Source organism: Metasolibacillus fluoroglycofenilyticus, assembly GCF_003049645.1.
GTDB lineage: Bacteria > Bacillota > Bacilli > Bacillales_A > Planococcaceae > Metasolibacillus > Metasolibacillus fluoroglycofenilyticus.
This window is the reverse complement of the sequence record NZ_PYWK01000001.1, coordinates 209,703-231,058: the sequence shown is the minus strand read 5'-3', so window position 1 is coordinate 231,058 and position 21,356 is coordinate 209,703. Positions and strand designations below refer to the sequence as shown.

The following is a 21,356-nucleotide window of genomic DNA, read 5'->3' as shown; positions in this document are numbered from 1 at the left end:
GTATGAAAGAAAATTTGGAGATGACAAACATGGGTGATTATAAACATGAGCATTTAACACCACTTTTCGAAGCAGTAGCTGCCTTAGAACGTAGAATTGCAAATGAATGGAATAGCTTAAATGAACTTGGCTTTTCCAAATCACATATTTTAATTTTAGATTTTTTAGCAAATGAAGGGCCAAAGCGCCCCTCTGCTATTGCCGAGCATTTAAAAGTAACAACAGGTGGCGTTACCGTATTAACAACAAAGCTTTTAAAATCTGGCTTTATCGAAAAAGCACAAAACGAAAACGATCGCCGCGCCTCGCAAATTACGATTACAGCATCTGGCAGAGATGTATTAAATCAATCGCGCGAACAAGTAAACACCTTAATCCATCAGCTTTTCGGCATGCTATCAGAGGAAGAAATCGAAAGCTTACGCCGTATCTTTATCAAATGCGCAAATTTTAAATAACAAAGCGTCCAAAATGCCGCGCCATTGCCGGCTTTTTGGACGCTTTTGTGTGCTGCTATCTCACAGCAACGTGCTCTATTTGATTGAATCGCCTCATTTATTCCACGTTTTTCAGGATTTATTCCATGTTTTCCAGAGTTTATTCCATGTTTTTTCGAATTTATTCCATGTTCGTCTCAAAACCCAAGTTAAAAAATCGCCCTACCCTTTAAGCAGGTAGGACGACATCTACTAGTTTATGATCTGCTAATAGCATTTCTTTTAAGCGTGCTTTCGCGCGGAATAGGCGCGATTTAACAGTACCAATGGATACCTTCATTAATGCCGAGATTTCAGCTAATGAATATTGGTCTACATAGAAATACCATAATGTTTTTTGATAAATAGCATCAAGCTCGTGCATTTTCTCTTGCACAATCTTTGTGATTTCCACTTTCTCGACTTGCTCCTCTGTTGAAACCTCATTATTGGGAACCAAATCTAAAATCGGAACGTCTAATTGTTCAGGTTGGTTCATCATATACTTACTACGTCTTACATTTTTGCGATAGCGGTCGCGGAATGTATTCATTGTAATTGTTGTTAGCCATGCTTTGACATGGTCAACTTGTTCAATCGTTGCTTCATAGCGTACTACCTTTACCCATACTTCTTGCATTAAATCTTCCGCCTCTATTGTGTTGCGTGTAAGCTTTAAGCAAAGATGGTATATATAGCGATTATATTCGTCATAAACTTTCGTTAACATTTCATTCATTAGTTATTGCCTCCGTTCATTCTGCTTCATTAACCTCATTTTCGCAAAAATGTTCCTTACGCTCTATCGGATTTACTTTCAATTTCCTTACAATCATGTAAGCTTCCATGTCACCTACAAATTATGTATGCCTTCTTCGTCAAGTTATACCTCTATTCAAAAATCCTTATACCCTTTTTTAAAAATTTTATTCCTTCAAAGGAGGAATTTGCGTCCATTTCATTGAATATATATTCAATGAAAATAAATTTAATAAAGAGGTTATCAATATGAACACTAGACAACAACAAAAAGAACAAAGACGGCAGCTTATTTTACAAACAGCCTTAGATTTATTTATTCGTAAAGGCTATGGAGAAACAAAAATCGCTGATATTGCCAAAGCCGCCAATATGAGTATGGGATTGCTCTTCTATTATTTCGAATCAAAAGAAAAATTATATGAAGCTTTAATTCGGATTGGAAGTGAAAAATTGAAAATGGAGCTACATGCCGCAGCGGTATCTCCATTAAGAACTTTTCAATATGTTGCTGAGGACATTTTCCAAACAATTAGCGCTAACCCTTTTGCAGCTAAAATGTTTGTCTTAATGGAAAACGCGCAGCATTTAGATTCTTTGCCATCAGACTTCAAAGAAATGCTGGCTGAAGCAGATAAATTAATGACCAAAAGTATTTCACTTATTGAGGAAGGTCAACGTTTAAATGAAATAAAGGATGGTAACCCACAAGCGCTAGCTATCGCCTTTTGGAATTCCTTACAAGGCATAGCACAGCATATCGCCTTACATCCCAACGCCCCTTGTCCTGATGCAGAGTGGATTATCGATATTATTAGGAGGTAAAAAAAATGCAAACGAAAAGAAATATCATTATTTTTATTGTAATTGCTTTACTATGTGGCTGGCTCGGTGTGATAATTGACCATTTTATACCTGAGCAACCTAATGGCAACACACTTGGAATGGGTATTTGGCTAGTTTTACCTTTGCTTACTACGATTTTTTTACGTGCATTTGCAGGTGATGGCTGGAGAGATATGGGGCTTGCACTAAATTTAAAAGGTAATGCGAAATGGTATCTTGTAGCATTTCTAATTTACCCCATTACAACATTTCTTTTATTATCATTTGGCTATCTAACTGGATGGATGGATTTTTCCAATTTCAATTTTCAAGCTATTAGTTCTGCTTTCGTTAGTGTATTTTTCATACAATTTATAAAAAATATTTTTGAGGAATCTGTTTGGAGAGGTTATTTAACGAGTAAACTGCTTCAATTTAAACTAAATGATTTCTGGCTTTATGTTACAGTTGGAGTCGTTTGGGGGGCATGGCATATCCCTTACTTCCTTGTATTTTTGTCAGATAGTGATATTGCGAGTGTACTCCCCGTTAATCGGTTGGTCTTTGCCATTATCGGTATTGTAACAATGATTGTCTGGACAATTATGTATACAGAAATTTATTTAATAACACGAAGTATTTGGCCACTTGTTCTTATGCATGCCACAGAGGATGCCCTAATTAATCCATTGATGCTAGACGGTTACATTTCAATTGCACAGAACAAGGAATTTTTCGTCTCACCAACAGCAGGGATTGTGACGACATTATTGTACTTAGCAATTGGTTTAGCTTTACGGAAGATAAGAAAAAGATATATCCCTTCATTACGCTGATATATTAATACTTTCTAGCCTCCTTATGCTATACTATTTCCATATTCGAAATAAAAGGAGGCTTTCTTTTTATGAGTCATTTAGAGAAATTAGATGCTTATTTTGCAGAGCATCGTGAGCGCCATTTAGCAGAGTTGGATGAATTTTTACGTATCCCAAGTATTTCAGCATTATCAGATCATAAAGTGGATATGAAAAATGCAGCAAATTGGCTAGCAGACCATTTGAAATCGTTAAATATTGAGAATGTAGCAGTGGAAGAAACTGCGGGACACCCTGTTGTGTACGGTGAGTGGTTGCATGCAGAGGATAAACCAACGATTTTGTTCTACGGTCACTATGATGTGCAGCCTGTAGACCCATTGCATTTATGGGAAACGCCGCCTTTCGAGCCAGCAATTCGTGATAATAAATTATTTGCACGTGGCTCATCTGATGATAAAGGCCAAGTATTTATGCACTTGAAAATGATTGAGGCATTATTTGCCACTGAAGGTACACTTCCAGTAAACGTGAAATTTATTTATGAGGGTGAGGAGGAAATTGGTAGCCCCTCTCTTCCGAAATATACAGAGGATAATAAAGAAAAATTAGCTGCTGATTTAATTTTAATTTCTGATACAGGCCTTTACGCAAAAGGTAAGCCTGCTGTTTGCTACGGTTTGCGTGGCTTAACAGGAGTACAAATTGATGTGCGCGGAGCAAAGGGTGATTTACACTCTGGTCTTTATGGTGGCGGTGTGCAAAATGCTATCCATGCACTAACGGCGATTTTAGCATCGTTCCGTGATGAGCACGGAACAATTCAAGTTGAAGGCTTCTACGACAAAGTCCTTCCATTGTCTGAGGAAGAGCGCCAAGCTTATCGTGACTTAAACTTTAATGAGGACGAGCTAAAAGAAGAGCTACAGGTGAAGGAGCTATTCGGTGAAGCGGGCTATTCTTATTTAGAGCAAACTTGGTCACGCCCAACATTAGAAATTAATGGCGTATTCGGTGGATTCTCTGGCGAAGGAATTAAAACAGTGCTACCTGCTGAAGCGGGCGCAAAAATCACATGTCGTCTAGTACCAAACCAAGACCCTGAAGAAATCGTTGCACTATTAAAGACACATATTGAAAAGCATAAGCCTGCTGGTGTCGAAGTAGCTATTTCTGAATTCGATAAAGGAAAACCATACTTAACACCATTCGACCATCCAGTTATCCAAGCAGCAGGTCGCTCTTATGAAAAGGTTTATAAAGTGCCGACTGCTTATACACGTGGGGGCGGTTCAATTCCAATCGTAGCAGCCTTCGATGAAATTTTAGGTTTACCTGTCGTATTAATGGGCTTCGGTCTTTCGAACGAAAACTTCCATGCACCAAACGAACATTTCCATTTAGAAAACTTCGATAATGGTCTCCGCGTATTAGGCGATTATTTACACGAGGTTGCAGGGTTAAAGCTATAAGAAAAGGTCTGCCTGATTAGGCAGACCTTTTTATAATGCTTGTAAAATCAATCCGACAGATGAATAAATAATTACTGTAGCAAATAATACTGTCATATGAATTAATGAGTAGGCAAACATTTTATTTGCCCACGTTCTCCCCTCCATTTTGCGATAGCCAACAAAGCTTAGCCATAACCAAATGCCGCCAAGAACTAGGGATACAAGCGTTAACCCTAAGCTTAATGGAAGGAATAAAAAGCTTGTGAAAATAAGTACAACTAAATAAATATTCGTTTGGATATATGTTCTACGCTGCCCTTTTGCCACAGGCAACATTGGAATATTGGCAGCAGCATAATCATCACGCTTACGAATAGCAATTGCATAAAAATGCGGCATTTGCCAAATAACCATAATAATAAACAATGCCCAACAAGCAGGATGCCAAATATCTGGTCCTACAGCCGCCCAGCCAATTAATGGCGGCATTGCTCCTGAAATACTGCCAACCTCAGTATTCCAAATTGTACGGCGCTTCGTCCACATTGTATAAGGCACAACATAAAAGAACACGCCTAGAAAACCTAAAAACATAGCAAGTGCCGTTGTGAAAGCCAACGCTATTAACCCTAAAACAAAAAAAATAATTCCAACAATTAACACTGTCCGCGTGCTAAGTTCTCCAGTTACAGTAGGCCTTGTTTTTGTACGAGGCATAATCTCATCTATATCACGATCATATAAATTATTGAAAATGCCTGCTGCCGCAATAACAAATGCTGAACCCACTATCGCCAAAATAATATTTGGGATGTTTTCGACAAAATTTAGTTCGTACGTATAAAGCGCAAGCATAAGTCCAGCAAACATCGGAATCAAATTCGACTTAATGATGCCCGTCTTAACAGCCTGTGCCCATAAATTTATAGTAGATTGCTTTTGCATAATAATTTACCCTCTGCTACCCCTCTTTATAGTCACTATTTATTAGTATACCTTATAGTAGGCACTATGCGCTATGGTACTAGCTGTTTTTTCGGAGAACCGTCATAATTCGATACATAAAAAGGTATTTTTCACATATGTCGAATATATATCGGCGACTTTTTTGTTTTATCAGCGGCTTTGGCAAATATATCAGTGACTTTCCCTAACTGTCAGTCAAGTTTTTGTAATAAACGCTTCGCACTATTCGCGGAATCTACACCTACAAACGCCCGAAACTCCTCATTTGGAATCCATTCACCTACTAAGATGCCATTATCTTTGTAGTGATACTTGGGGGCTATCCAAAAAGCCATGCATAGCCGGCATTTTGGACAGTAGCGATGATATTTCATAAAATGTTGATACATATAAACAGAAAACGCCTCTTTTAAAAATGGGATGAACATTGGCTTTAGCAGTGTTATCTTTGAGTAAAAGTGAAGCGATGAAAACATTGATTTCAATGCGGTGACAAAACAAAATGAACTTTTCGGACAACTCCGTAATGATAATGCATTTGCACATAAGCCTGACACTGTACGCAAAGCACACCAGTACGGATTTTTGTTTGCTCAATTTGTAACTGGGGTTTTTTAATTGTATGCATTTGCATTAATTTCGTAGTTAGGAGCTCTGTTGAGGTTAATTGTGCGGTGTTATGTTGTGCGAGGAGCTTTCTAATGTGGAATTCTAGCCCGCTACAATGGAAGATCGGCTCTCCTTTTGGGATATGGCCAATGATGGTTTTCGGATGGGAAAAAACAATCGCATATAATACAGGTAAATTGCGAACAACCGCTCGTAGCATTCTTTGATGGCGCCGCACTTGGTCCAGTGGATTGCGGAAACCATGGACTGTGCCATCCTCAAGCTTTCGAGTGAATTGGTAACGCGCCTCGTCAAAATCAACGCGCCCTGCAATATTTTTAATTTCCACTAGCAAAATAAACTTATCACAAAGGAAGATGCTATCTATTTGATGGGCATTTGTTTGAAAGTCATGCAGTAAATAATGCTGTTCTTCTAATTGCATATCCTGCCAACAACGGTCTACATAACGCTCGCCGGATAAACCTTGCTGTAGCCGTATCAACTCATCTTTAAATTTATGAAAACCCCGCCGAACTGCGGCTTGTAGCACCAACTCCTTTAGTGCTTTTTCACGTTGTAAAGCAATTATCCATTCGCCTTCTTTTTGATTTTCAAGCAAGCTCTCTCCATTTTTTCAAACGCATCCCCTTTAAATCGAACTACAGCTTGAAAAGATTTTCATCACTACTGCCCAAAAGCCGGCAACCGCACGGCTTTTGGGACAGTTCTATCCTATTTCAGCAGCTCATCAATCCAACGTTGTACTTTTAAGCCTTCTTCAAACGATACAATTAATGCATCCTCGCCTTGGAGTTGTGCTCGGCAAGCATCCAACAATGCTGCTGGTTGCACACTTGGTGCTATTTTTTGTGCTTCTTCATATGCTGCACTTAGCCACAGCTCAGACCAGTTGCGCAATGACATTACCTTTTCCGTACCGAATACTTTAAATTCTATGCGCTCCTCTTGTCCGATGCCAGATAAACCATTTAGCACAACAGGTAAGCCGCTTTTCGTTTTTGCTAAAGCGGATACACCTGTTTCGCATAAAGTCACGTCGGCAGGGTATGTTGTTTCATGTGATAAAATCTCAATATCTCCAAATAAATGATGCATTAATTGTAAGTAGTGTGGGAATACCTCACGAATAAAGCCACCTTGCTCACGCGATGCAATCCAAGGATTTTGCTGCCATTTCCTTGGCCACTCTGGGAAATATGTGTGAAGCTCGACACGCACAACTTCTCCTAGCTCCTTATTAGCTAAAGTTTGCTTTAATTGATGTACTGCTGGGCTATACATTAATGGGAAATGCATCGCTGTATGCACATCTGCTTCACTTGCTACTTGCACCATTTCTAGACCACCCTGTGCATCATGTGCCAGCGGTTTTTCAGAAAGAATATTTAATCCCTGTGCTGCAATTTCCTTCGCAAGTGGCGCATGGCTAACCGGTGGCGTCCCAATATATACCCAATCTGGGCGTGTCGCTAATAAATCCCCTAATGTTGTAACAGCAGGAATACTATATTTCTCAGCAATTTCCTGCAAACGTTCTTGATTTTCGTCGAAAATTGCCGCAATTTCGCAATTTGGATGCGCTAAAATTTGATTAATAATGCGCTCTCCTACAATACCTGTACCAATTAATGCAAATGTTGTTTTTGTCATAAAAACTATCCCCTAAACTTAGTAAAGTAAATTTTCTCATCTGGGCTGCCTAGAAAGTCAGCATTCTCTCTGATACAGTTTTGCTTCTTCGCTTTCTTGTGAAAACAAAGACGTGAATCAAGTGTTTTCAATCTTATAACACCTGCATTCATTTCTCTAAATAAATTACATTCCAATAAGCAGCAAGCATTGTTTGAAAGATAGCAAGATGGACTACTTTTCTAACACACCCATTTGATGCGAATTTATTAAATAGTCTAACATCTTCATAGTTTAACCGCTACTTTTTTAGTAAACAGACGAATCATTACTAACATAGCGACTACAATTGCAATAGCTAGCGCAAATGCAATCACACTTGGAATTGTATCTATTGATGGCAGCAAGTTAGCTACAGGTAATCCCAATGCAATACTCATCAATTCGTCATATAGCAAAAATAGAACAATTACTAGTGGAATTGAAAGAAGCCCTAGTGTCGTGCCCAAACGGTAAAAGCTAACACTGATAAACCACCCTGCTACATAATAACAAAATATATTTAAAGCAAAAATTACCATCGCACTAATGCCACCATTCGTCATATCAATAAACGGGGAAAACAAAATATTTTGTATTACCTGACCAATGATTTCATCATCAGCCTCCATTATTTTTGTACTATCTGCAAATTGTAGTGGTAGCATTTTCGTTACAACGACTTCAATCATTAAAATTATTTTTATAATAATCGGAATTACTACAGCTACCCCAAATGAACCAATGGCTGCTCCGATAAAATAATTTTTGCGCGTTACACCATTGCTGACGAAATATTGAAGGAAGCCATATGCTGCGATAATTCCGATAACGAACATAAAAATATTAGAGGAATAAAAGATTAAGGTTGAAAAACTATCCATTCCCCCTTCATTCGCTAGCGTTTTAATCATTTTTGTAATAAAATTATTTGCCTCCATATTACCTATAAAAGATGCCAAGGCTCTTACTGAAAAAATGAGCAACATAACAAATAAATAGCCCGATGCCCAAGTCATCTGTGTCAAAAACATATCTAGTGCAACCTTCGCGGAGCTGGATTTTTGCATATTAATCATTTCCTTCCTCTGTCAAATAAATAAACAAGTCTTGTAAGGCAATCGGGCCGATTTCTAGCCCTCGCCTTGCCGCTTCTTTATATTGCTGCTCTGATAAATCACCATAGACCATAACAGCCTTCGTACCACCTAGCTGCTGTGTGTTGAGTTGACGCATTGGTTGAACGAATACCTCTACGTCTTCCACTCGCCCTGTCACTGTTACACCTTTAGAAATAAGCTCCTCATATGCTTCATGCAAAATCATTGTACCTTTGTGTAAAATCAGTACTTCATCAAATAGATATTCCATTTCTGAAACAAGATGCGTAGACATTAGTATCATTCTTGGGAATCGCTCCTGAGATTTTAATAGCTCCTCATAAAAAATTGTTCGAGTTGGTGCATCCATCCCTGCATAAATCTCATCAAAAATCGTCACTGGTGCATTGCTTGCTAAGCCTATTACGGCATCAACTGCTGCTTGCATTCCTTTTGATAATTGTTTCATTTTTTTATCCTGCGGTATTTTAAAACGTGCTAGTAAATGCTGTGCATATTCCATATCAAAATTAGGACGATATTTTGCAATACCCGCTAGTAAATTTTTTACTTGGTCAGATTCTTCTTTGTAGTCTTTATTGTAAGCAAAAACAACTTGCTGCATTATTTCAGCGTTTTCAAATGGAGCTTGCTCTAAAACGGTTAATGTGCCTGTTGTTTGCTCCTGAAAAGATGCAATAATACTCAACAACGACGTTTTTCCAGCGCCATTCCTACCTAATAGACCATATATTTTATTGCCCTCTAGCTGAAACGAAATATTTTGTAATGCTGTATGCTGTCCGTAATTTAAGCCGATATTTTCCGCTTTCATCTTCATCATTCGCTTTCACGCTCCTTCACTTGTTTGATTAACTCAATAATTTCCTGCTCACTTATTTCAAGCTTATTTGCCTCTTGGATAAGAGCCACCACGTACTGGTCAACAAATGCTTCTTTTCTTTTTTTCATTAGCTTCTCCCTCGCTTCTGCTGCAACAAACATGCCGATTCCGCGCTTTTTATAAAGAATGCCTTCCTCCACCAATTGATTAATTCCCTTTGAAACGGTCGCATGATTAATTTTGTAAAAGCTAACAAGCTGATTTGTGGAAGGTGCTTGTTCTTCTTCTAGTAGCTGACCATTGACAATTTGGTCCTCAATTTTTTCACGAATTTGTTGGTAAATCGGTTTATCTTTATCAAATAGATGATTCAAATATTTCACCACCCTCTACAGTAATATGGTTATACACTTATGTATATAACCATAAAGGACAAAAAAATATTTGTCAATTTTTTATTTTTACTTCTTTTGAGAAAGTGCAATAATGAAAGCATTATCTCGTTCAAAAAGGTCTCTCTTGCGAATTAGAATAAAGTGAAACTTCAATCAGGCTTATACGGGCAGTTCATCTCACACTTATCCTTAAGCCGATTTTTACTCAAGTCTCGAAGTGAGAGGCTTACTGCCCATTTATGCGAGATAAAATCTGGATGTGATTTTCAAAAATCGAAGGAGAAGGAGCAATGACTTTATTTCTTATTATTTTGCCTGCACTCGTCATTTTTTCGATTGGCTTTATCGCTCAAAAGTTTATCGGATTTGATATTAAGTCGATTTCTGCGATGTCGCTATACATACTGTCCCCCTGCCTAGCATTTAGGACATTTTTCACAAACGATATAACATTGGACTATGTGTATATGATGCTAGCTGCACTTGCATTAAGCTTTTCATTATTAGTAATTACATACATCGTTGCAAAACTATCGCGGGCGAACCAATCTGAAAGCTCCGCACTCATCTTAAGTAGCGTTTTTATGAATAGCGGAAATTACGGGGCACCTGTTGTACTATTTGCACTTGGCCCAGCAGGCTTTGATTACGCGGTTATTATTATGGTGTTGCATTCTCTGTTAATGAATACGCTTGGGATTTTCTTTGCAGCACTTGGAGGACATGGGGGTGGGGGACATAAGCAAGCATTACAGAGTGTCGTTCGTATGCCTGTGCTGTATGCTGCAATACTAGGCATGCTCTGCCATTATATTGGCTTAGAGCTATCCGCTCCTTTTCAAGATGCACTTAACCTTGTAGCAGAAGCGACAATTCCTATTATTATGCTTGTACTAGGAATGCAGCTCGCAGTTATTTCACGTAAAAAGGTAACATATCGCTTCGTTGTAGGGGCAAGTATTATACGTATGATTGCCTCACCTATCATAGCCGCATTCATCTTATCATTTTTACCTTTAAGTGATTTGGCAAAAACCGTATTTATTATACAAGCGGCAATGTCCTCGGCAGCTAATACAACGATGCTTGCGCTTAAATACGATACAGAACCTGACCTCGTATCGTTTACAACACTTGTGACAACAGCAATTAGTGTTATTTCCTTACCTATTGTGTTGTATTTAGTAATTTAAGGGGAATCGGAATACATTTTGTACACTTTGAAAACTTTTTAAATCGGATTGAAGTGGATAAGTAAAATTAAAAAAATAACTGCCCAGAAAATAATGCACTTTCTGGACAGTCTTTTTCTTTTATTCCCCAAAAATAGTGACAATATCAGTAGCCGGCTTACGTTCCTTCGCCTTTGGCAGCTCATCAAAATAGCCTAATTGCAGCATAGCGATAACGCGTTCACCCGCTTTTACATTTAATGCTTCGCGGAATTTAGGCATATCTAAAAAGCCTGGCGTTTTCCAGCATGAGCCGATGCCTTTATCCCATGCAAGTAGCTGCATATTTTGCAAAAAGCTTGCGGCTGCAGCATAATCCTCTAAGCGCTCTTTTTGACGCGCATCTTCAGGCACAATCATAAATGCGTAGCCACCTGGTAAAGTGAATTTTTGCATTTGTGCAGCTAACGTTTCTTCAGACAGCTCTTGCCATTTTGGTATCGCTAAGTCGCGCAAAAGCTCATGTAGTTTTGGTAATTGTTCCTCGCATGCAACTACTAAACGCCAAGGTTCTCGTGTACCATGGTTTGGCGCCCAAGCCGCATCACCAATGATGCTTAGTAAATCTTCGCGCTTCACAGGCTGCCCGTTAAATTTTTTTATTGAACGACGAGTTGTAATGGCTTCTCGTACTGTTAATGCTTTTGTCATTATGCTATCTCCCCTTCTACAATTGATGCTCCTTCTCAATTATAAAGCTTTCATCACGAAAATACATCTGCTATATGAAAGTAATAGTAACGCATATTAGGAGTAGCTGCTGTTGAATCTCGGTAATGATATGGTCTATCTGCACTATTTGATGTGTGCGCGTGAACATATGGAATACCACCTTGGATGCTCGTGACAATCGTCGTATGATCAATGCGGCTATCTCCGGAAAAGTCGTAGGCTATGACATCTCCAATTTCAAGCTCTGTAGGTGAATAGACACGTGTTGCAGTAAGCCCCTCTTTTGATGTTTCTAAATACCAACGCAATGAATGAGCTACAGACCAACTAAAACTCCATATTCCTTGCTCAGGTAGCATCCACCAGCCTGTTGATTGATTAGGTGCGCCTCTCATCGGTGCACCCCCAGCATATAAACATTGTGATACAAAATTTGTACAATCATCTTGAAATGAAGGAAAGGCGGGGTTACGCCCATTCCACCACATCCTTGCATAAGCGACCGCTTGCTCACGATTATAGCGCATCGTTTCTCCCCCTATTTACATATTTTTTCATTCATCGTGTCTAAAGCTCCCATATTCGCTCATGTTTTGTTACACTATTCTGTAATAGCATTATGCGAGGGGGATGATTTTTATGAGGCTAATTGCAGAGCGTGAAGTGACGGTTCCAACACCATTGTGTGATAAAAAGGGAAATTTGAATCCTGCTGCAATTGGTTTTGCAAGAAGACCATTGATTGATTGTAATGTTACAGGTCATTATTTACGGAAGAAAAAATGGAATTACTGGTGTGTTTACGGTGAAGATATATTATTTTCAGCTACAATAAGCCATTTAGATTATGCGGCTGTTTGTTTTGTCTATTTTTTAGAATATGAAACACAGCGCTATTTTGAAAAAACAATAACAGTTCCGCTTGGTACTAGTGTAAAAATGCCAACACAAGTACTGGAATCTGTGCAATTTGTACATGACGAGCTAAATATTCGCTTTACTTATAACAATGGCACAACACAGCTCTCAGTTTCTATACCTGACTTTGATAATGAACATTTGCAGGCAGACTTAACGATTCAACATCCTCAGCATGATGAATCATTGAATGTTGTCATCCCCTGGAGCAGACAAATTTTCCAATTTACTGCCAAACATCATACATTACCTACTTCTGGTACAGTTCAAATCGGTCAACGGGGCTATTCTTTCAATACAGAGGAATGCTTTGCAGTGCTTGATTACGGACGCGGTGTGTGGCCGCGGAAAGCAACATGGAATTGGGGAATGGCTTCACAACGCATTCGAGGAAGACGTATTGGGCTGAATTTCGGCGGTCAATGGACAGATGGAACAGGAATGACAGAAAACGCAATTTTCATTGATGGTAAAATGACAAAAATCGGTGAGGATGTAGCCTTTACATATAATCGCGCTAATTTTATGCAGCCGTGGGCAATCCATTCTAAGTCAAGCAATCAAGTAAATTTAACATTTACACCTTTTTTTGAGCGAATAGCAAAAACAGACGTAAAATTAGTTACGTCTGAGGTACATCAGCTCGTAGGCTATTATCACGGAACAATTGCATTGCCTGATGGAAAAATATTAACAATTCAACAAATGTTAGGCTGCATTGAGGAACATGTGGCAAAATGGTAAATAATGGCGTCCAAAAAGCCTTGCAAGCTTTTAGGACGCCCGCTCTTTTAGGCATAAGAATGTAACCCTGCTATTACTAAATTAACGAACACCTGATTAAATACGATAAGCCCAAAGCCGATAATCGCCAGCCATGCTGTCCGCTCCCCTTCCCATTCTTTTGTTAAGCGAAGATGCAGTAAGGCTGCATAAAATAACCATGTAATCAATGCCCATACCTCTTTCGGGTCCCAGCCCCAATATCTGCCCCAAGCAATTTGTGCCCAAATCATGGCAAAAAACAAACCGCCTAATGAGAATAAAGGAAAACCAATTAAAATTGAACGATGAGAAATTTCATCAAGTAATCTCAAATCAATACGTGATATAAATGGCTTCAGTATCTCACAAAGTGCTTTGCGCATCGTTAGTCGAATAATTAAATAGAGCAAGCCCCCTACTAAATAAGACCATATAATTGTATTTAATTTTTGTGCATCAACACTTGCAGATAACGCAAACAAGCCTACCTCTGCTTTATTTGAGATAATTATAGGCAATGTATATGTAGCACTAATAATTTGTCCTTTTTTATTCGCAAACTCAATCACTTGAGAGCTGAAAAACAAACGGCAAAATGTGGATATTAAAATAAATCCCACTACTACAACAAGATTAAATAATACAAGCTCTAACCATTTTGCACCACGTGTTTTTGCTTCCGTATTTATTGTTTTTAACAAGTACATTACACTTGTTATAAAGGCTACAGATAAAATGGCACTTGAAGCAGCTACTGTAATAACATGTACTGCTAGCCAATGACTTTGCAAGCTAGGTATTAATGGTGCAGCTTTATTTGAAAATACACTGCCATAGCCTAAAATTATGAGCGCAATCGGGATTGCAAAGAAACCAATTGACCATTGCTTATAAAGATAGCTCATTAGCAATACGGCTCCTATTAACATAATGCCGAAAAACGTCATAAATTCATACATATTACTTACAGGAGCATATCCTATTGCCTTCCATCTACATGTGAAATATATTATTTGTAAAATAAAAGCAAGCCATGTTAATGCTAATGCACTTCTCCAGCTTATAGCGTGTTTTGTTTTTGTCGCGAAGCCAAATGGAATAATGGCAATTAGCAATAAAAGAAAAGAAAACAATAATGTATTGCTGCTTAATAATAAGTAATTCATCCATTTCCCTCTTTCTGTTACGTAAATGCTATACTGTTCATTGTAGAAACTTACGCTAGAAAAAGCTGAACTTTATCTCAAGCGTTAGAAAATTCCTCTTGAACGTCTTATGATTTGGAAGGATGTATTTAATGGACTCACTTTTTTGGGTTTTTAGTATATTAAATTACTTCATTGTATTTGGCTCTTTATTTTATTTATTAGATATTCGCCCCACTGCTCAGGCTATTGCTATTACTTTATTGTTCAATGTGTGCATTGCACTACATGCCATCTATTTTGCTGACTACCCTTGGGTTGCGTTAATTTTAAGCATTTGTTTGAGTAGCACTTACTTTTTTTATATAACGAAACAAAGCATCGTCTTTTTGCATAGTGTAATTGTTTTATTGTTATCTATTCTTGTGGAATATGCTAGCCTGCTGTTAATAGAGTCGCTTCAGTTCTCGACAACCATCCATGCAGCACTGCTCATTATATTATTTATGCTAGTGCTTTATTGTTATAAATCATTTATTAATAAGACATTACGGCAAATACCACTGCCATTAAAAATAGAGTTATTCTTAATTTTCATGGCAATAACAACAATCATTATATTTTATGTAACAGTCTTTATTCCTTCGAGTGAGGGAAATATATCATTCTCATTATTTAATTTTAGTCTGCTGCTTTGTTATTTTCTCTTTCTTTTTTTAACAACCCAAGTAATGATTCAAGCTGTTAAAAAAGAAGCGATTATAAAACAAAAGGAATTAGCACAGCATTCTTTCTACGAATATATGACTCAGTTGGAGCAAATGAATCGGGAAATTCAGCAAGTACAGCATGATTATTCTAATATACTATTAGCAATACGAGGCTATATAGAAAATGAAAATATAGAGGGGCTAAAATCTTATTTTGAAAAGGTCACTTCAATTACTCAATCTCCATCTATTCGTAGTCTACAACAACTTGAAAATATCAAATTAATTGAATTAAAAGGTCTTCTTAGTTCCAAAATTGTCAAAGCTCATAGCCTCTCAATTAATATCAATGTAGAAATACCTAACAGCATTAAAAACTTATTTATCGAATCAATCGATTTAGTAAGAGCAATTGGTATTTTATTTGATAACGCTATTGAGGCATGTACACAGCATCCTATGCCACAAATACAATTCGCTATTTTACCTATTGCTTCAGACCAACAAATAATTATTCTTCGAAACACAACGACTCAAAACTATATTGACATAAAAAAACTATTTGAAGAAAACTATTCAACTAAACGAAAAAATCGAGGCATAGGTTTATATAATATTAAGCAATTATTAAATCACTACCCGAACGTCACACTCAATACATATGTAGAGGAAGATTGGTTTGTGCAAGAAATGCTAATAGAGAGGAAGGAACTTTATGCGAGTAGCCATATGTGAAGATGATTCCTACTATCAAAAACTAATTGTAGATTCAATAAGAAATTATTCGTTATTTCAAGCGCCTAGTATTTCAATCGCATGTTGCACAAATGAGCCATCTATCTTATTGAGAGAGATGAAAGAAAAGCAAATCGATTGTTACATACTAGATATTGAGCTCAATAGTACGACAAATGGTTTAGATATTGCTCAAGCAATACGCGAGCAGGACCCACTTGCCCATATTATTTTTATTACAACTTATGCAAATTACTTAACTTTGACTTTTAAATATAAATTAGCTGCACTTGATTTTATTGTGAAAGATACATCATCCCAAATACAGACTGATATTACCGATGCATTGCAAGCAGCATTTACTAAATACAGGCAGTTCGGTACAACAAATCAAGATAAATGGTTTCAAATTAAAATTGGAGAAAAAATAAAAAATATAGCACTAACTGATATTTATTATTTCGAAACAGCCTCACAGCCACACAAAGTCGAACTTCACGAACGCAACGGCTGTTATTCATTTTATGGCACTTTAAAGGAGCTAGATTATTTGGGAGAGGATTTTTTCCGCTGTCACAAAAGCTTTTTAGTACATCTAAAAAAGATAAAGGAAGTTAATTTTAAAGAGCGTCGTATTGTCATGGAAAATGGAAGCCATTGCCCTATAGCCTTTCGTTCAATTACAGCTCTTCAAAGGGCATTAAAAAATAGTTATTCATAATATCAATTACATCTCGGCGTAATTGTGTCTGGAATCTGTGAAATTCGCACATACCTACTGCTTCGCTTTCAGTATATATAGAGAGGGGCTGTCCGAAAAGTTTATATCTTTTCAGACAGCCCCCTACTTCTTTATTAAATATTCGCTAAAAATATTTACTCCTTCGGTAGTCACAATAAATTGTCACTATCCTTGTCTCAAAATAATTTTTCAGACGCCCCTTCTCTTCTAAAACCCTCTATTAAGCCTCTTCCGGCTCTACTGCTTCTTCTTCTGTTTCAGTTGCTTCTTCCTCAACAGTTGGTGGTGAAACAGTAACTAATACTTCTTCATCTTGATTCAAAATATCATACTCATGCTGTGTACGAATATCGCCAACAGTCAACGAGGAACCTATAGCCAAATCCGTCACATCTACTTCAATCGTTTCAGGTATGGCATTTGGCTTAACTTTAATTGTAATATCACGAATCGGCTGTAGCAGTAGCCCGCCTTCTGAAACACCAACAGCGTTACCTGTAATAGCTACTGGTATACTTACTTCCAAATCCTCTGACATGTTGATTACTTGGAAGTCTACATGTTTAACAAAGCCTTTTAAAGCATCGCGCTGTATTTCCGATAAAACGGCATTCACTTTTTTGCTCTCTAGTTCAAGCTGAAATATGCCATTGCTTCCGTTTTCTGATAATGCTTTTGCAAATTGTTTTGCATCAATTGAAATTGGTGTAGACTCAACTTGATAGCCATACACTACTCCCGGGATTGCCCCTTGCTGGCGCAACTGTGTAAGTGTTGAATGCTGCCCCTTTGTGCGTTTATTAGTAGATAAAGCTGTACTCATTGTATCTTCCCCTTTCTATGTTTTTATGTATACCCAGTAATAATTACTTTTAAACATCTTCTACTACTTGCCTACTACTTCTACAATTTGGTAAGATGAGTTTCTGACTTACATATACGATTGGAGGAATGGACCAAATGCAACATCCTGATTACCAAGACGAGGTACAACGATTAGAACAGACAAAGGCATATATGCATGACATTTTATATGCATCTGAGCGCGACTTACAGGCGGCGCAGCAAAATATTCGTTCTGCCATGGCAAATCTTGAATACATTGATTCCAGCGATAGTTTTTTGAATATTTTAACAAATGCTCGTTTTTTTGAGATGGCTCGTACACAAAAAGAAGGACTAGAGGCTGTTATGCAAAAGCCTTATTTTGCACGTATCCATTTCCAACGTACTGGTGAGCAAGAGGAATTTTTATATATCGGGAAAACTTCGCTCTTTGATAGCGAAACGAATGAACCAATTATCGTTGATTGGCGCTCACCTGTAGCAAATGTTTATTACGATGGGCGACTCGGCGACATGACGTATCGAGTTCGCGAGGAGGAGCATACTGGTCATTTATTCGCTAAGCGACAATATAAAATTGAGCAAGGACAATTACTCGATTTTCAGGATGTGGATTTAACGACAAATGACGAATTGCTACAGGAGGCACTCGCTGGGAAAGCTGATGTCCGCCTAACGGAAATTGTTTCAACTATTCAAAAGGAGCAAAATGAAATTATTCGTGCCCATTTGCGCCAGCCCATATTAGTACAAGGCGCTGCTGGTAGTGGGAAGACAACAATTGCTCTACATCGTATCTCTTACTTCCTTTACACAATGGGCGAGCATTTTAAGCCTGAGCAGCTTATGATTTTAGCACCAAGCAAATTATTTATCGAATATATTGGCGACGTGCTACCAGAGCTAGGGGTCGATAAAATTTGTCAAACGACCTATGCAGAATATGTGCAAAATGCAATTGGTCTTAAGCTAAAGCTGCAAAATCCAAATGAACAATTAGAGGATATTATCGAAAACAGCAATGCTGTACTCCCTACATTTTCAATCCCACAAATGAAAGGCTCGCTCATCTACCGCGATATAATGGAGCGCTATGTAAAACGACATGAGGGGCAGCTCGCCTCTTTATTTGAAGATATTTTTTTAGAAAAGTATCGAATTATTCGAGGTGCTCATTTACAAAAACTTTTTTTACATGAATTTGCCTATATGCCAATCGAAAAAAGGCTGGAGCGTATTAAACTCGTTATTCAAACAGAGGTAAAACGCAAAACGACCGCTGTATTAAATACTTTAAATAGTCGTTATGAGGAGGCAATTGGACGAGCTTTAAACGGTATACGCGATGCAGAAAATCGCCGTCGCATCGTCACAAAATATATTGATGAACGAGATGCACGTATCCCCAAAATCAAAGCATTAGCCAAAACAGTTACATCCTCTTATATGAAACGCTTTACTAAACTGAAAATTAAAGTAGCTTATCGCGATATCGTGACAAATCGTTTATTATTACAAGATTTAGCACTTGAATGGACATTACAGGAACAGGAGCAATTTTTACAGGCACATATAAAAGAACGCTGGGCATTAGAGGATTTAGCAGCTCTTTACTATTTACAGGCGCGCCTCAAAGGGATTGATGAGCGTTGGAAAATGCGAGTTGTCTTTATTGACGAGGTACAAGACTATAGCATATTTCAGCTCGCAGCTTTAAAGATGGGACTTGAAACAGATATGTTTACAATGGTAGGAGACTTAGCGCAAGGCATTCATAGCTATCGTTCTGTAACAGAATGGGCATCTGTGCTAGAGCTATTTCCAAGAGCGACATATGCCACATTACAAAAAAGCTACCGCACAACAATCGAAATTATGGAAGTAGCTAATAAAGTTTTGGCGAAAATGCAGGAAGATTTACCATTGGTTGAACCTGTTGTACGCCATGGAAAAACACCTACTTTTATTCAAGCGAAAAAATTTGATGTTGCCACAATTGCAAAAACTTACGCATCAATTCAAGCCGCTGGTCATCGCTCAGTTGCGCTTATTTGTAAAACCTCGAAGGAGGCAGGTAAGTTTGTTGCATTGCTCCAAGCTCACTCAATTCACGCAGCAGAGCTAGATGAAAACTCTAGCATTGATCAAGCAACATTGCTCGTTATACCATCCCATTTAGCAAAGGGGCTAGAGTTTGATGCGGTAATAATCGCTGCTTTCGATATTCCGTTTTACAATCATGCAATCGATCGTAAGCTACTTTACGTAGCATTAACTCGTGCAATGCATGAACTATACTTAATTGGACCAGCTAAAGAAACATTTCTATTATAACAGCTACTCACGGGGTGGCACTTTAAAAAACGGCTTTTTCACAAACCATTTTTGAAAGAGCTTTTTACGCAATCTCTGAAAAATAGTTCTTTTTTCTATTTCATTTCGATTTTTAGGTAGTGCAGGCATACGCATTATAAAGTGAACCTCCAATCGGTGAGGAGCTTCTTATTCCCGCTGATTGGTAGTGTCACCAATCAGTTTTTGCAGGCTGTCTGTTCTCCCACCTAAATATTTTGTTTTGCTAACTCTCGTCCAGATTTTTTAAGCTATTTGGTAGAAGTTAATCTAAAAGCGCCATATCCTGTGACATCCACCGAGGCATACAGCCTGTTAGTACAGGATAAAATCTCCTTTTCAACGATGAAGGCTGTCGGATAATTTTTTCCAACAGCCTTCTTTTACTATATTTATATGAGAGAAAAAGTGAGATTATGCTTTATTTACATAGACATAATAATCGATTTGCGTTGATTTAATGAATCCACCCTTTTCATAGATGGAGAGGGCACGTGCATTATCAATTTCAACATCTAGTAGCACATGCTGCTGTCCTTCATCAAATGCTAGCTGCTGCACCCATTTTAATAGCGTTGAACCAATGCCACGCCCCGCATACTGAGGGTGTACAGCTAATGCAGTCAACCATTGGACTGTATTTTCCTCGCGAGTTGTCACAGTTCCAACAACACTGCCCTCCATCACTGCTACCCATAAAATTAAATTTTCGGCTGCTGTATTATATGCAATTAAATCTTGTGCCTCTTCTACCGTATCTCCAAATGCCGCCATAAATGTTTCGATTAATATTTGCTGGTCCGCTTGCTCATAGCGACGGATAACAATATTTTCTTGCTGCTCGCTAGCCTTTGCCTCTCCTTGCATCGTCACCTCAGAAAAGCTATATTGATAGCCATTGTTCGCTAAAAACCTTGCGCCGAATGGGGCCTGCTCTAATGTTAAAGCAAGCTCACCTTCAGCCTCGCGCATAGACAGCCCTTTATATACTTCCTGCAATAACGACTGTCCAATACCAAGTTGACGATATGTTGGCGCCACAACAATGGACCATTCATATGTTTTTAACCCCATCATATCAACCGCACTTGCCAAGCCGACAAGCTTATTATACTCATCATCATAGACGAGCACGCAAAAGCCTGACATTTCATAATTTTTGACTGCTTGTATGTTCATAATAAGCTCATATCGTACAGCGTCAGCCAGTGCAGCTTCCTCACATAGCTTAAGTATTTCTTCAAATGTTTCCATATCGATAGGAAACGACACCGTTACTGCTGAAAAATTCATAATACCCA

21 protein-coding genes are annotated in these 21,356 nt (G+C 38.1%); 9 read left to right on the top strand and 12 right to left on the bottom strand.

Annotated features, from left to right (window positions below; all coding sequences use genetic code 11):
* The first annotated feature begins 29 nt into the window (after window positions 1-29).
* Entirely contained in the window at window positions 30-458 is a 429-nt protein-coding gene (locus C9J36_RS01050) for a MarR family winged helix-turn-helix transcriptional regulator (RefSeq protein ID WP_066167949.1), read from the top strand.
* A 208-nt stretch (window positions 459-666) separates the two neighbouring features.
* Here the strand turns inward: C9J36_RS01050 and C9J36_RS01045 are convergent, their stop codons facing one another.
* Window positions 667-1,215, bottom strand: a complete 549-nt coding sequence (locus C9J36_RS01045) for an RNA polymerase sigma factor (RefSeq protein ID WP_066167946.1) — start codon at window positions 1,213-1,215, stop codon at window positions 667-669.
* Window positions 1,216-1,484: 269 nt separating this feature from the next.
* Here C9J36_RS01045 and C9J36_RS01040 point away from each other — a divergent pair, with 269 nt between their 5' ends.
* The 3 genes from C9J36_RS01040 (at window position 1,485) to C9J36_RS01030 (ending at window position 4,350) form a co-directional block, all read left to right on the top strand.
* A complete protein-coding gene (locus C9J36_RS01040; RefSeq protein WP_107941965.1) occupies window positions 1,485-2,060 on the top strand; it encodes a TetR/AcrR family transcriptional regulator in 576 nt (191 codons plus the stop codon).
* Window positions 2,061-2,065: 5 nt separating this feature from the next.
* Window positions 2,066-2,896, top strand: coding sequence for a CPBP family intramembrane glutamic endopeptidase (locus tag C9J36_RS01035; RefSeq protein ID WP_107941964.1), 831 nt, complete (start codon window positions 2,066-2,068; stop codon window positions 2,894-2,896).
* 71 nt (window positions 2,897-2,967) lie between these two features.
* The gene (locus C9J36_RS01030; RefSeq protein ID WP_107941963.1) at window positions 2,968-4,350 is read left to right on the top strand and encodes a dipeptidase; all 1,383 of its coding nucleotides are present in this window, start codon (window positions 2,968-2,970) and stop codon (window positions 4,348-4,350) included.
* A 30-nt stretch (window positions 4,351-4,380) separates the two neighbouring features.
* Here C9J36_RS01030 and cyoE read toward each other — a convergent pair whose 3' ends face one another.
* From cyoE to C9J36_RS00995, 6 genes are all read right to left on the bottom strand, one after another.
* Window positions 4,381-5,277 (bottom strand): heme o synthase, encoded by an 897-nt coding sequence (gene cyoE, locus C9J36_RS01025; protein WP_066167927.1) that lies wholly within the window; start codon window positions 5,275-5,277, stop codon window positions 4,381-4,383.
* A 502-nt stretch (window positions 5,278-5,779) separates the two neighbouring features.
* Window positions 5,780-6,529 carry a nuclease-related domain-containing protein gene (locus C9J36_RS01015; RefSeq protein WP_107941961.1) on the bottom strand — a complete coding sequence of 250 codons (750 nt, stop codon included), beginning with the start codon at window positions 6,527-6,529 and terminating at the stop codon, window positions 5,780-5,782.
* Window positions 6,530-6,642: 113 nt separating this feature from the next.
* Window positions 6,643-7,581, bottom strand: coding sequence for a Gfo/Idh/MocA family protein (locus C9J36_RS01010; RefSeq protein ID WP_107941960.1), 939 nt, complete (start codon window positions 7,579-7,581; stop codon window positions 6,643-6,645).
* Window positions 7,582-7,847: 266 nt separating this feature from the next.
* Window positions 7,848-8,678 (bottom strand): hypothetical protein, encoded by an 831-nt coding sequence (locus C9J36_RS01005; protein ID WP_107941959.1) that lies wholly within the window; start codon window positions 8,676-8,678, stop codon window positions 7,848-7,850.
* Window positions 8,671-9,543 (bottom strand): ATP-binding cassette domain-containing protein, encoded by an 873-nt coding sequence (locus tag C9J36_RS01000; protein ID WP_346719796.1) that lies wholly within the window; start codon window positions 9,541-9,543, stop codon window positions 8,671-8,673. Before C9J36_RS01000 ends, C9J36_RS01005 begins: the two co-directional genes overlap by 8 nt.
* Window positions 9,540-9,917 carry a GntR family transcriptional regulator gene (locus tag C9J36_RS00995; RefSeq protein WP_066167912.1) on the bottom strand — a complete coding sequence of 126 codons (378 nt, stop codon included), beginning with the start codon at window positions 9,915-9,917 and terminating at the stop codon, window positions 9,540-9,542. The genes C9J36_RS01000 and C9J36_RS00995 overlap by 4 nt, the downstream gene beginning before the upstream one ends.
* Before the next feature lie 311 nt (window positions 9,918-10,228).
* On the opposite strand from C9J36_RS00995, the gene C9J36_RS00990 reads away from it, so the two are divergent.
* Entirely contained in the window at window positions 10,229-11,131 is a 903-nt protein-coding gene (locus tag C9J36_RS00990) for an AEC family transporter (RefSeq protein WP_107941958.1), read from the top strand.
* 120 nt (window positions 11,132-11,251) lie between these two features.
* On the opposite strand, the gene C9J36_RS00985 is transcribed toward C9J36_RS00990, so the two are convergent.
* Together C9J36_RS00985 and C9J36_RS00980 are read right to left on the bottom strand one after the other, a co-directional pair.
* On the bottom strand, window positions 11,252-11,821 hold the full coding sequence (locus C9J36_RS00985; protein WP_066167905.1) for a nitroreductase family protein: 570 nt from the start codon (window positions 11,819-11,821) through the stop codon (window positions 11,252-11,254).
* Window positions 11,822-11,874: 53 nt separating this feature from the next.
* Window positions 11,875-12,369 carry an amidase domain-containing protein gene (locus tag C9J36_RS00980; protein WP_066167904.1) on the bottom strand — a complete coding sequence of 165 codons (495 nt, stop codon included), beginning with the start codon at window positions 12,367-12,369 and terminating at the stop codon, window positions 11,875-11,877.
* A gap of 112 nt (window positions 12,370-12,481) precedes the next feature.
* Between C9J36_RS00980 and C9J36_RS00975 the strand changes: the two genes are divergently transcribed.
* The gene (locus C9J36_RS00975; protein WP_107941957.1) at window positions 12,482-13,504 is read left to right on the top strand and encodes a DUF2804 domain-containing protein; all 1,023 of its coding nucleotides are present in this window, start codon (window positions 12,482-12,484) and stop codon (window positions 13,502-13,504) included.
* Between the two features lie 47 nt (window positions 13,505-13,551).
* Here C9J36_RS00975 and ccsB read toward each other — a convergent pair whose 3' ends face one another.
* Window positions 13,552-14,691: a c-type cytochrome biogenesis protein CcsB gene (ccsB, locus tag C9J36_RS00970; protein ID WP_107941956.1), complete on the bottom strand. Its 1,140-nt coding sequence runs from the start codon at window positions 14,689-14,691 to the stop codon at window positions 13,552-13,554.
* A gap of 131 nt (window positions 14,692-14,822) precedes the next feature.
* Between ccsB and C9J36_RS00965 the strand changes: the two genes are divergently transcribed.
* Together C9J36_RS00965 and C9J36_RS00960 are read left to right on the top strand one after the other, a co-directional pair.
* Window positions 14,823-16,115 carry a sensor histidine kinase gene (locus tag C9J36_RS00965; RefSeq protein ID WP_161956360.1) on the top strand — a complete coding sequence of 431 codons (1,293 nt, stop codon included), beginning with the start codon at window positions 14,823-14,825 and terminating at the stop codon, window positions 16,113-16,115.
* Window positions 16,096-16,836, top strand: coding sequence for a LytR/AlgR family response regulator transcription factor (locus tag C9J36_RS00960; protein WP_107941954.1), 741 nt, complete (start codon window positions 16,096-16,098; stop codon window positions 16,834-16,836). The genes C9J36_RS00965 and C9J36_RS00960 overlap by 20 nt, the downstream gene beginning before the upstream one ends.
* Before the next feature lie 241 nt (window positions 16,837-17,077).
* Here the strand turns inward: C9J36_RS00960 and C9J36_RS00955 are convergent, their stop codons facing one another.
* Window positions 17,078-17,680 carry a 50S ribosomal protein L25/general stress protein Ctc gene (locus tag C9J36_RS00955; RefSeq protein ID WP_107941953.1) on the bottom strand — a complete coding sequence of 201 codons (603 nt, stop codon included), beginning with the start codon at window positions 17,678-17,680 and terminating at the stop codon, window positions 17,078-17,080.
* A gap of 137 nt (window positions 17,681-17,817) precedes the next feature.
* On the opposite strand from C9J36_RS00955, the gene helD reads away from it, so the two are divergent.
* Window positions 17,818-20,037, top strand: coding sequence for an RNA polymerase recycling motor HelD (gene helD / locus C9J36_RS00950; protein ID WP_107941952.1), 2,220 nt, complete (start codon window positions 17,818-17,820; stop codon window positions 20,035-20,037).
* A gap of 432 nt (window positions 20,038-20,469) precedes the next feature.
* Here helD and C9J36_RS00945 read toward each other — a convergent pair whose 3' ends face one another.
* A complete protein-coding gene (locus C9J36_RS00945) occupies window positions 20,470-21,348 on the bottom strand; it encodes a GNAT family N-acetyltransferase (protein ID WP_107943050.1) in 879 nt (292 codons plus the stop codon).
* Window positions 21,349-21,356: the final 8 nt, after the last annotated feature.

Excerpts from the sequence above, each read along its gene's own strand:
- C9J36_RS00955 (WP_107941953.1), bottom strand. The coding sequence starts at position 17,680 with ATGAGTACAGCTTTATCTACTAATAAACGCACAAAGGGGCAGCATTCA.
- C9J36_RS00965 (WP_161956360.1), top strand. The coding sequence starts at position 14,823 with ATGGACTCACTTTTTTGGGTTTTTAGTATATTAAATTACTTCATTGTA.
- cyoE (WP_066167927.1), bottom strand. The coding sequence starts at position 5,277 with ATGCAAAAGCAATCTACTATAAATTTATGGGCACAGGCTGTTAAGACG.
- C9J36_RS01005 (WP_107941959.1), bottom strand. The coding sequence starts at position 8,678 with ATGATTAATATGCAAAAATCCAGCTCCGCGAAGGTTGCACTAGATATG.
- C9J36_RS01050 (WP_066167949.1), top strand. The coding sequence starts at position 30 with ATGGGTGATTATAAACATGAGCATTTAACACCACTTTTCGAAGCAGTA.
- ccsB (WP_107941956.1), bottom strand. The coding sequence starts at position 14,691 with ATGAATTACTTATTATTAAGCAGCAATACATTATTGTTTTCTTTTCTT.
- C9J36_RS01045 (WP_066167946.1), bottom strand. The coding sequence starts at position 1,215 with ATGAATGAAATGTTAACGAAAGTTTATGACGAATATAATCGCTATATA.
- C9J36_RS00960 (WP_107941954.1), top strand. The coding sequence starts at position 16,096 with ATGCGAGTAGCCATATGTGAAGATGATTCCTACTATCAAAAACTAATT.
- C9J36_RS00990 (WP_107941958.1), top strand. The coding sequence starts at position 10,229 with ATGACTTTATTTCTTATTATTTTGCCTGCACTCGTCATTTTTTCGATT.
- C9J36_RS01035 (WP_107941964.1), top strand. The coding sequence starts at position 2,066 with ATGCAAACGAAAAGAAATATCATTATTTTTATTGTAATTGCTTTACTA.
- C9J36_RS00945 (WP_107943050.1), bottom strand. The coding sequence starts at position 21,348 with ATGAATTTTTCAGCAGTAACGGTGTCGTTTCCTATCGATATGGAAACA.
- C9J36_RS01000 (WP_346719796.1), bottom strand. The coding sequence starts at position 9,543 with ATGATGAAGATGAAAGCGGAAAATATCGGCTTAAATTACGGACAGCAT.
- C9J36_RS00975 (WP_107941957.1), top strand. The coding sequence starts at position 12,482 with ATGAGGCTAATTGCAGAGCGTGAAGTGACGGTTCCAACACCATTGTGT.
- C9J36_RS01030 (WP_107941963.1), top strand. The coding sequence starts at position 2,968 with ATGAGTCATTTAGAGAAATTAGATGCTTATTTTGCAGAGCATCGTGAG.
- helD (WP_107941952.1), top strand. The coding sequence starts at position 17,818 with ATGCAACATCCTGATTACCAAGACGAGGTACAACGATTAGAACAGACA.
- C9J36_RS00985 (WP_066167905.1), bottom strand. The coding sequence starts at position 11,821 with ATGACAAAAGCATTAACAGTACGAGAAGCCATTACAACTCGTCGTTCA.
- C9J36_RS00980 (WP_066167904.1), bottom strand. The coding sequence starts at position 12,369 with ATGCGCTATAATCGTGAGCAAGCGGTCGCTTATGCAAGGATGTGGTGG.
- C9J36_RS01010 (WP_107941960.1), bottom strand. The coding sequence starts at position 7,581 with ATGACAAAAACAACATTTGCATTAATTGGTACAGGTATTGTAGGAGAG.
- C9J36_RS01040 (WP_107941965.1), top strand. The coding sequence starts at position 1,485 with ATGAACACTAGACAACAACAAAAAGAACAAAGACGGCAGCTTATTTTA.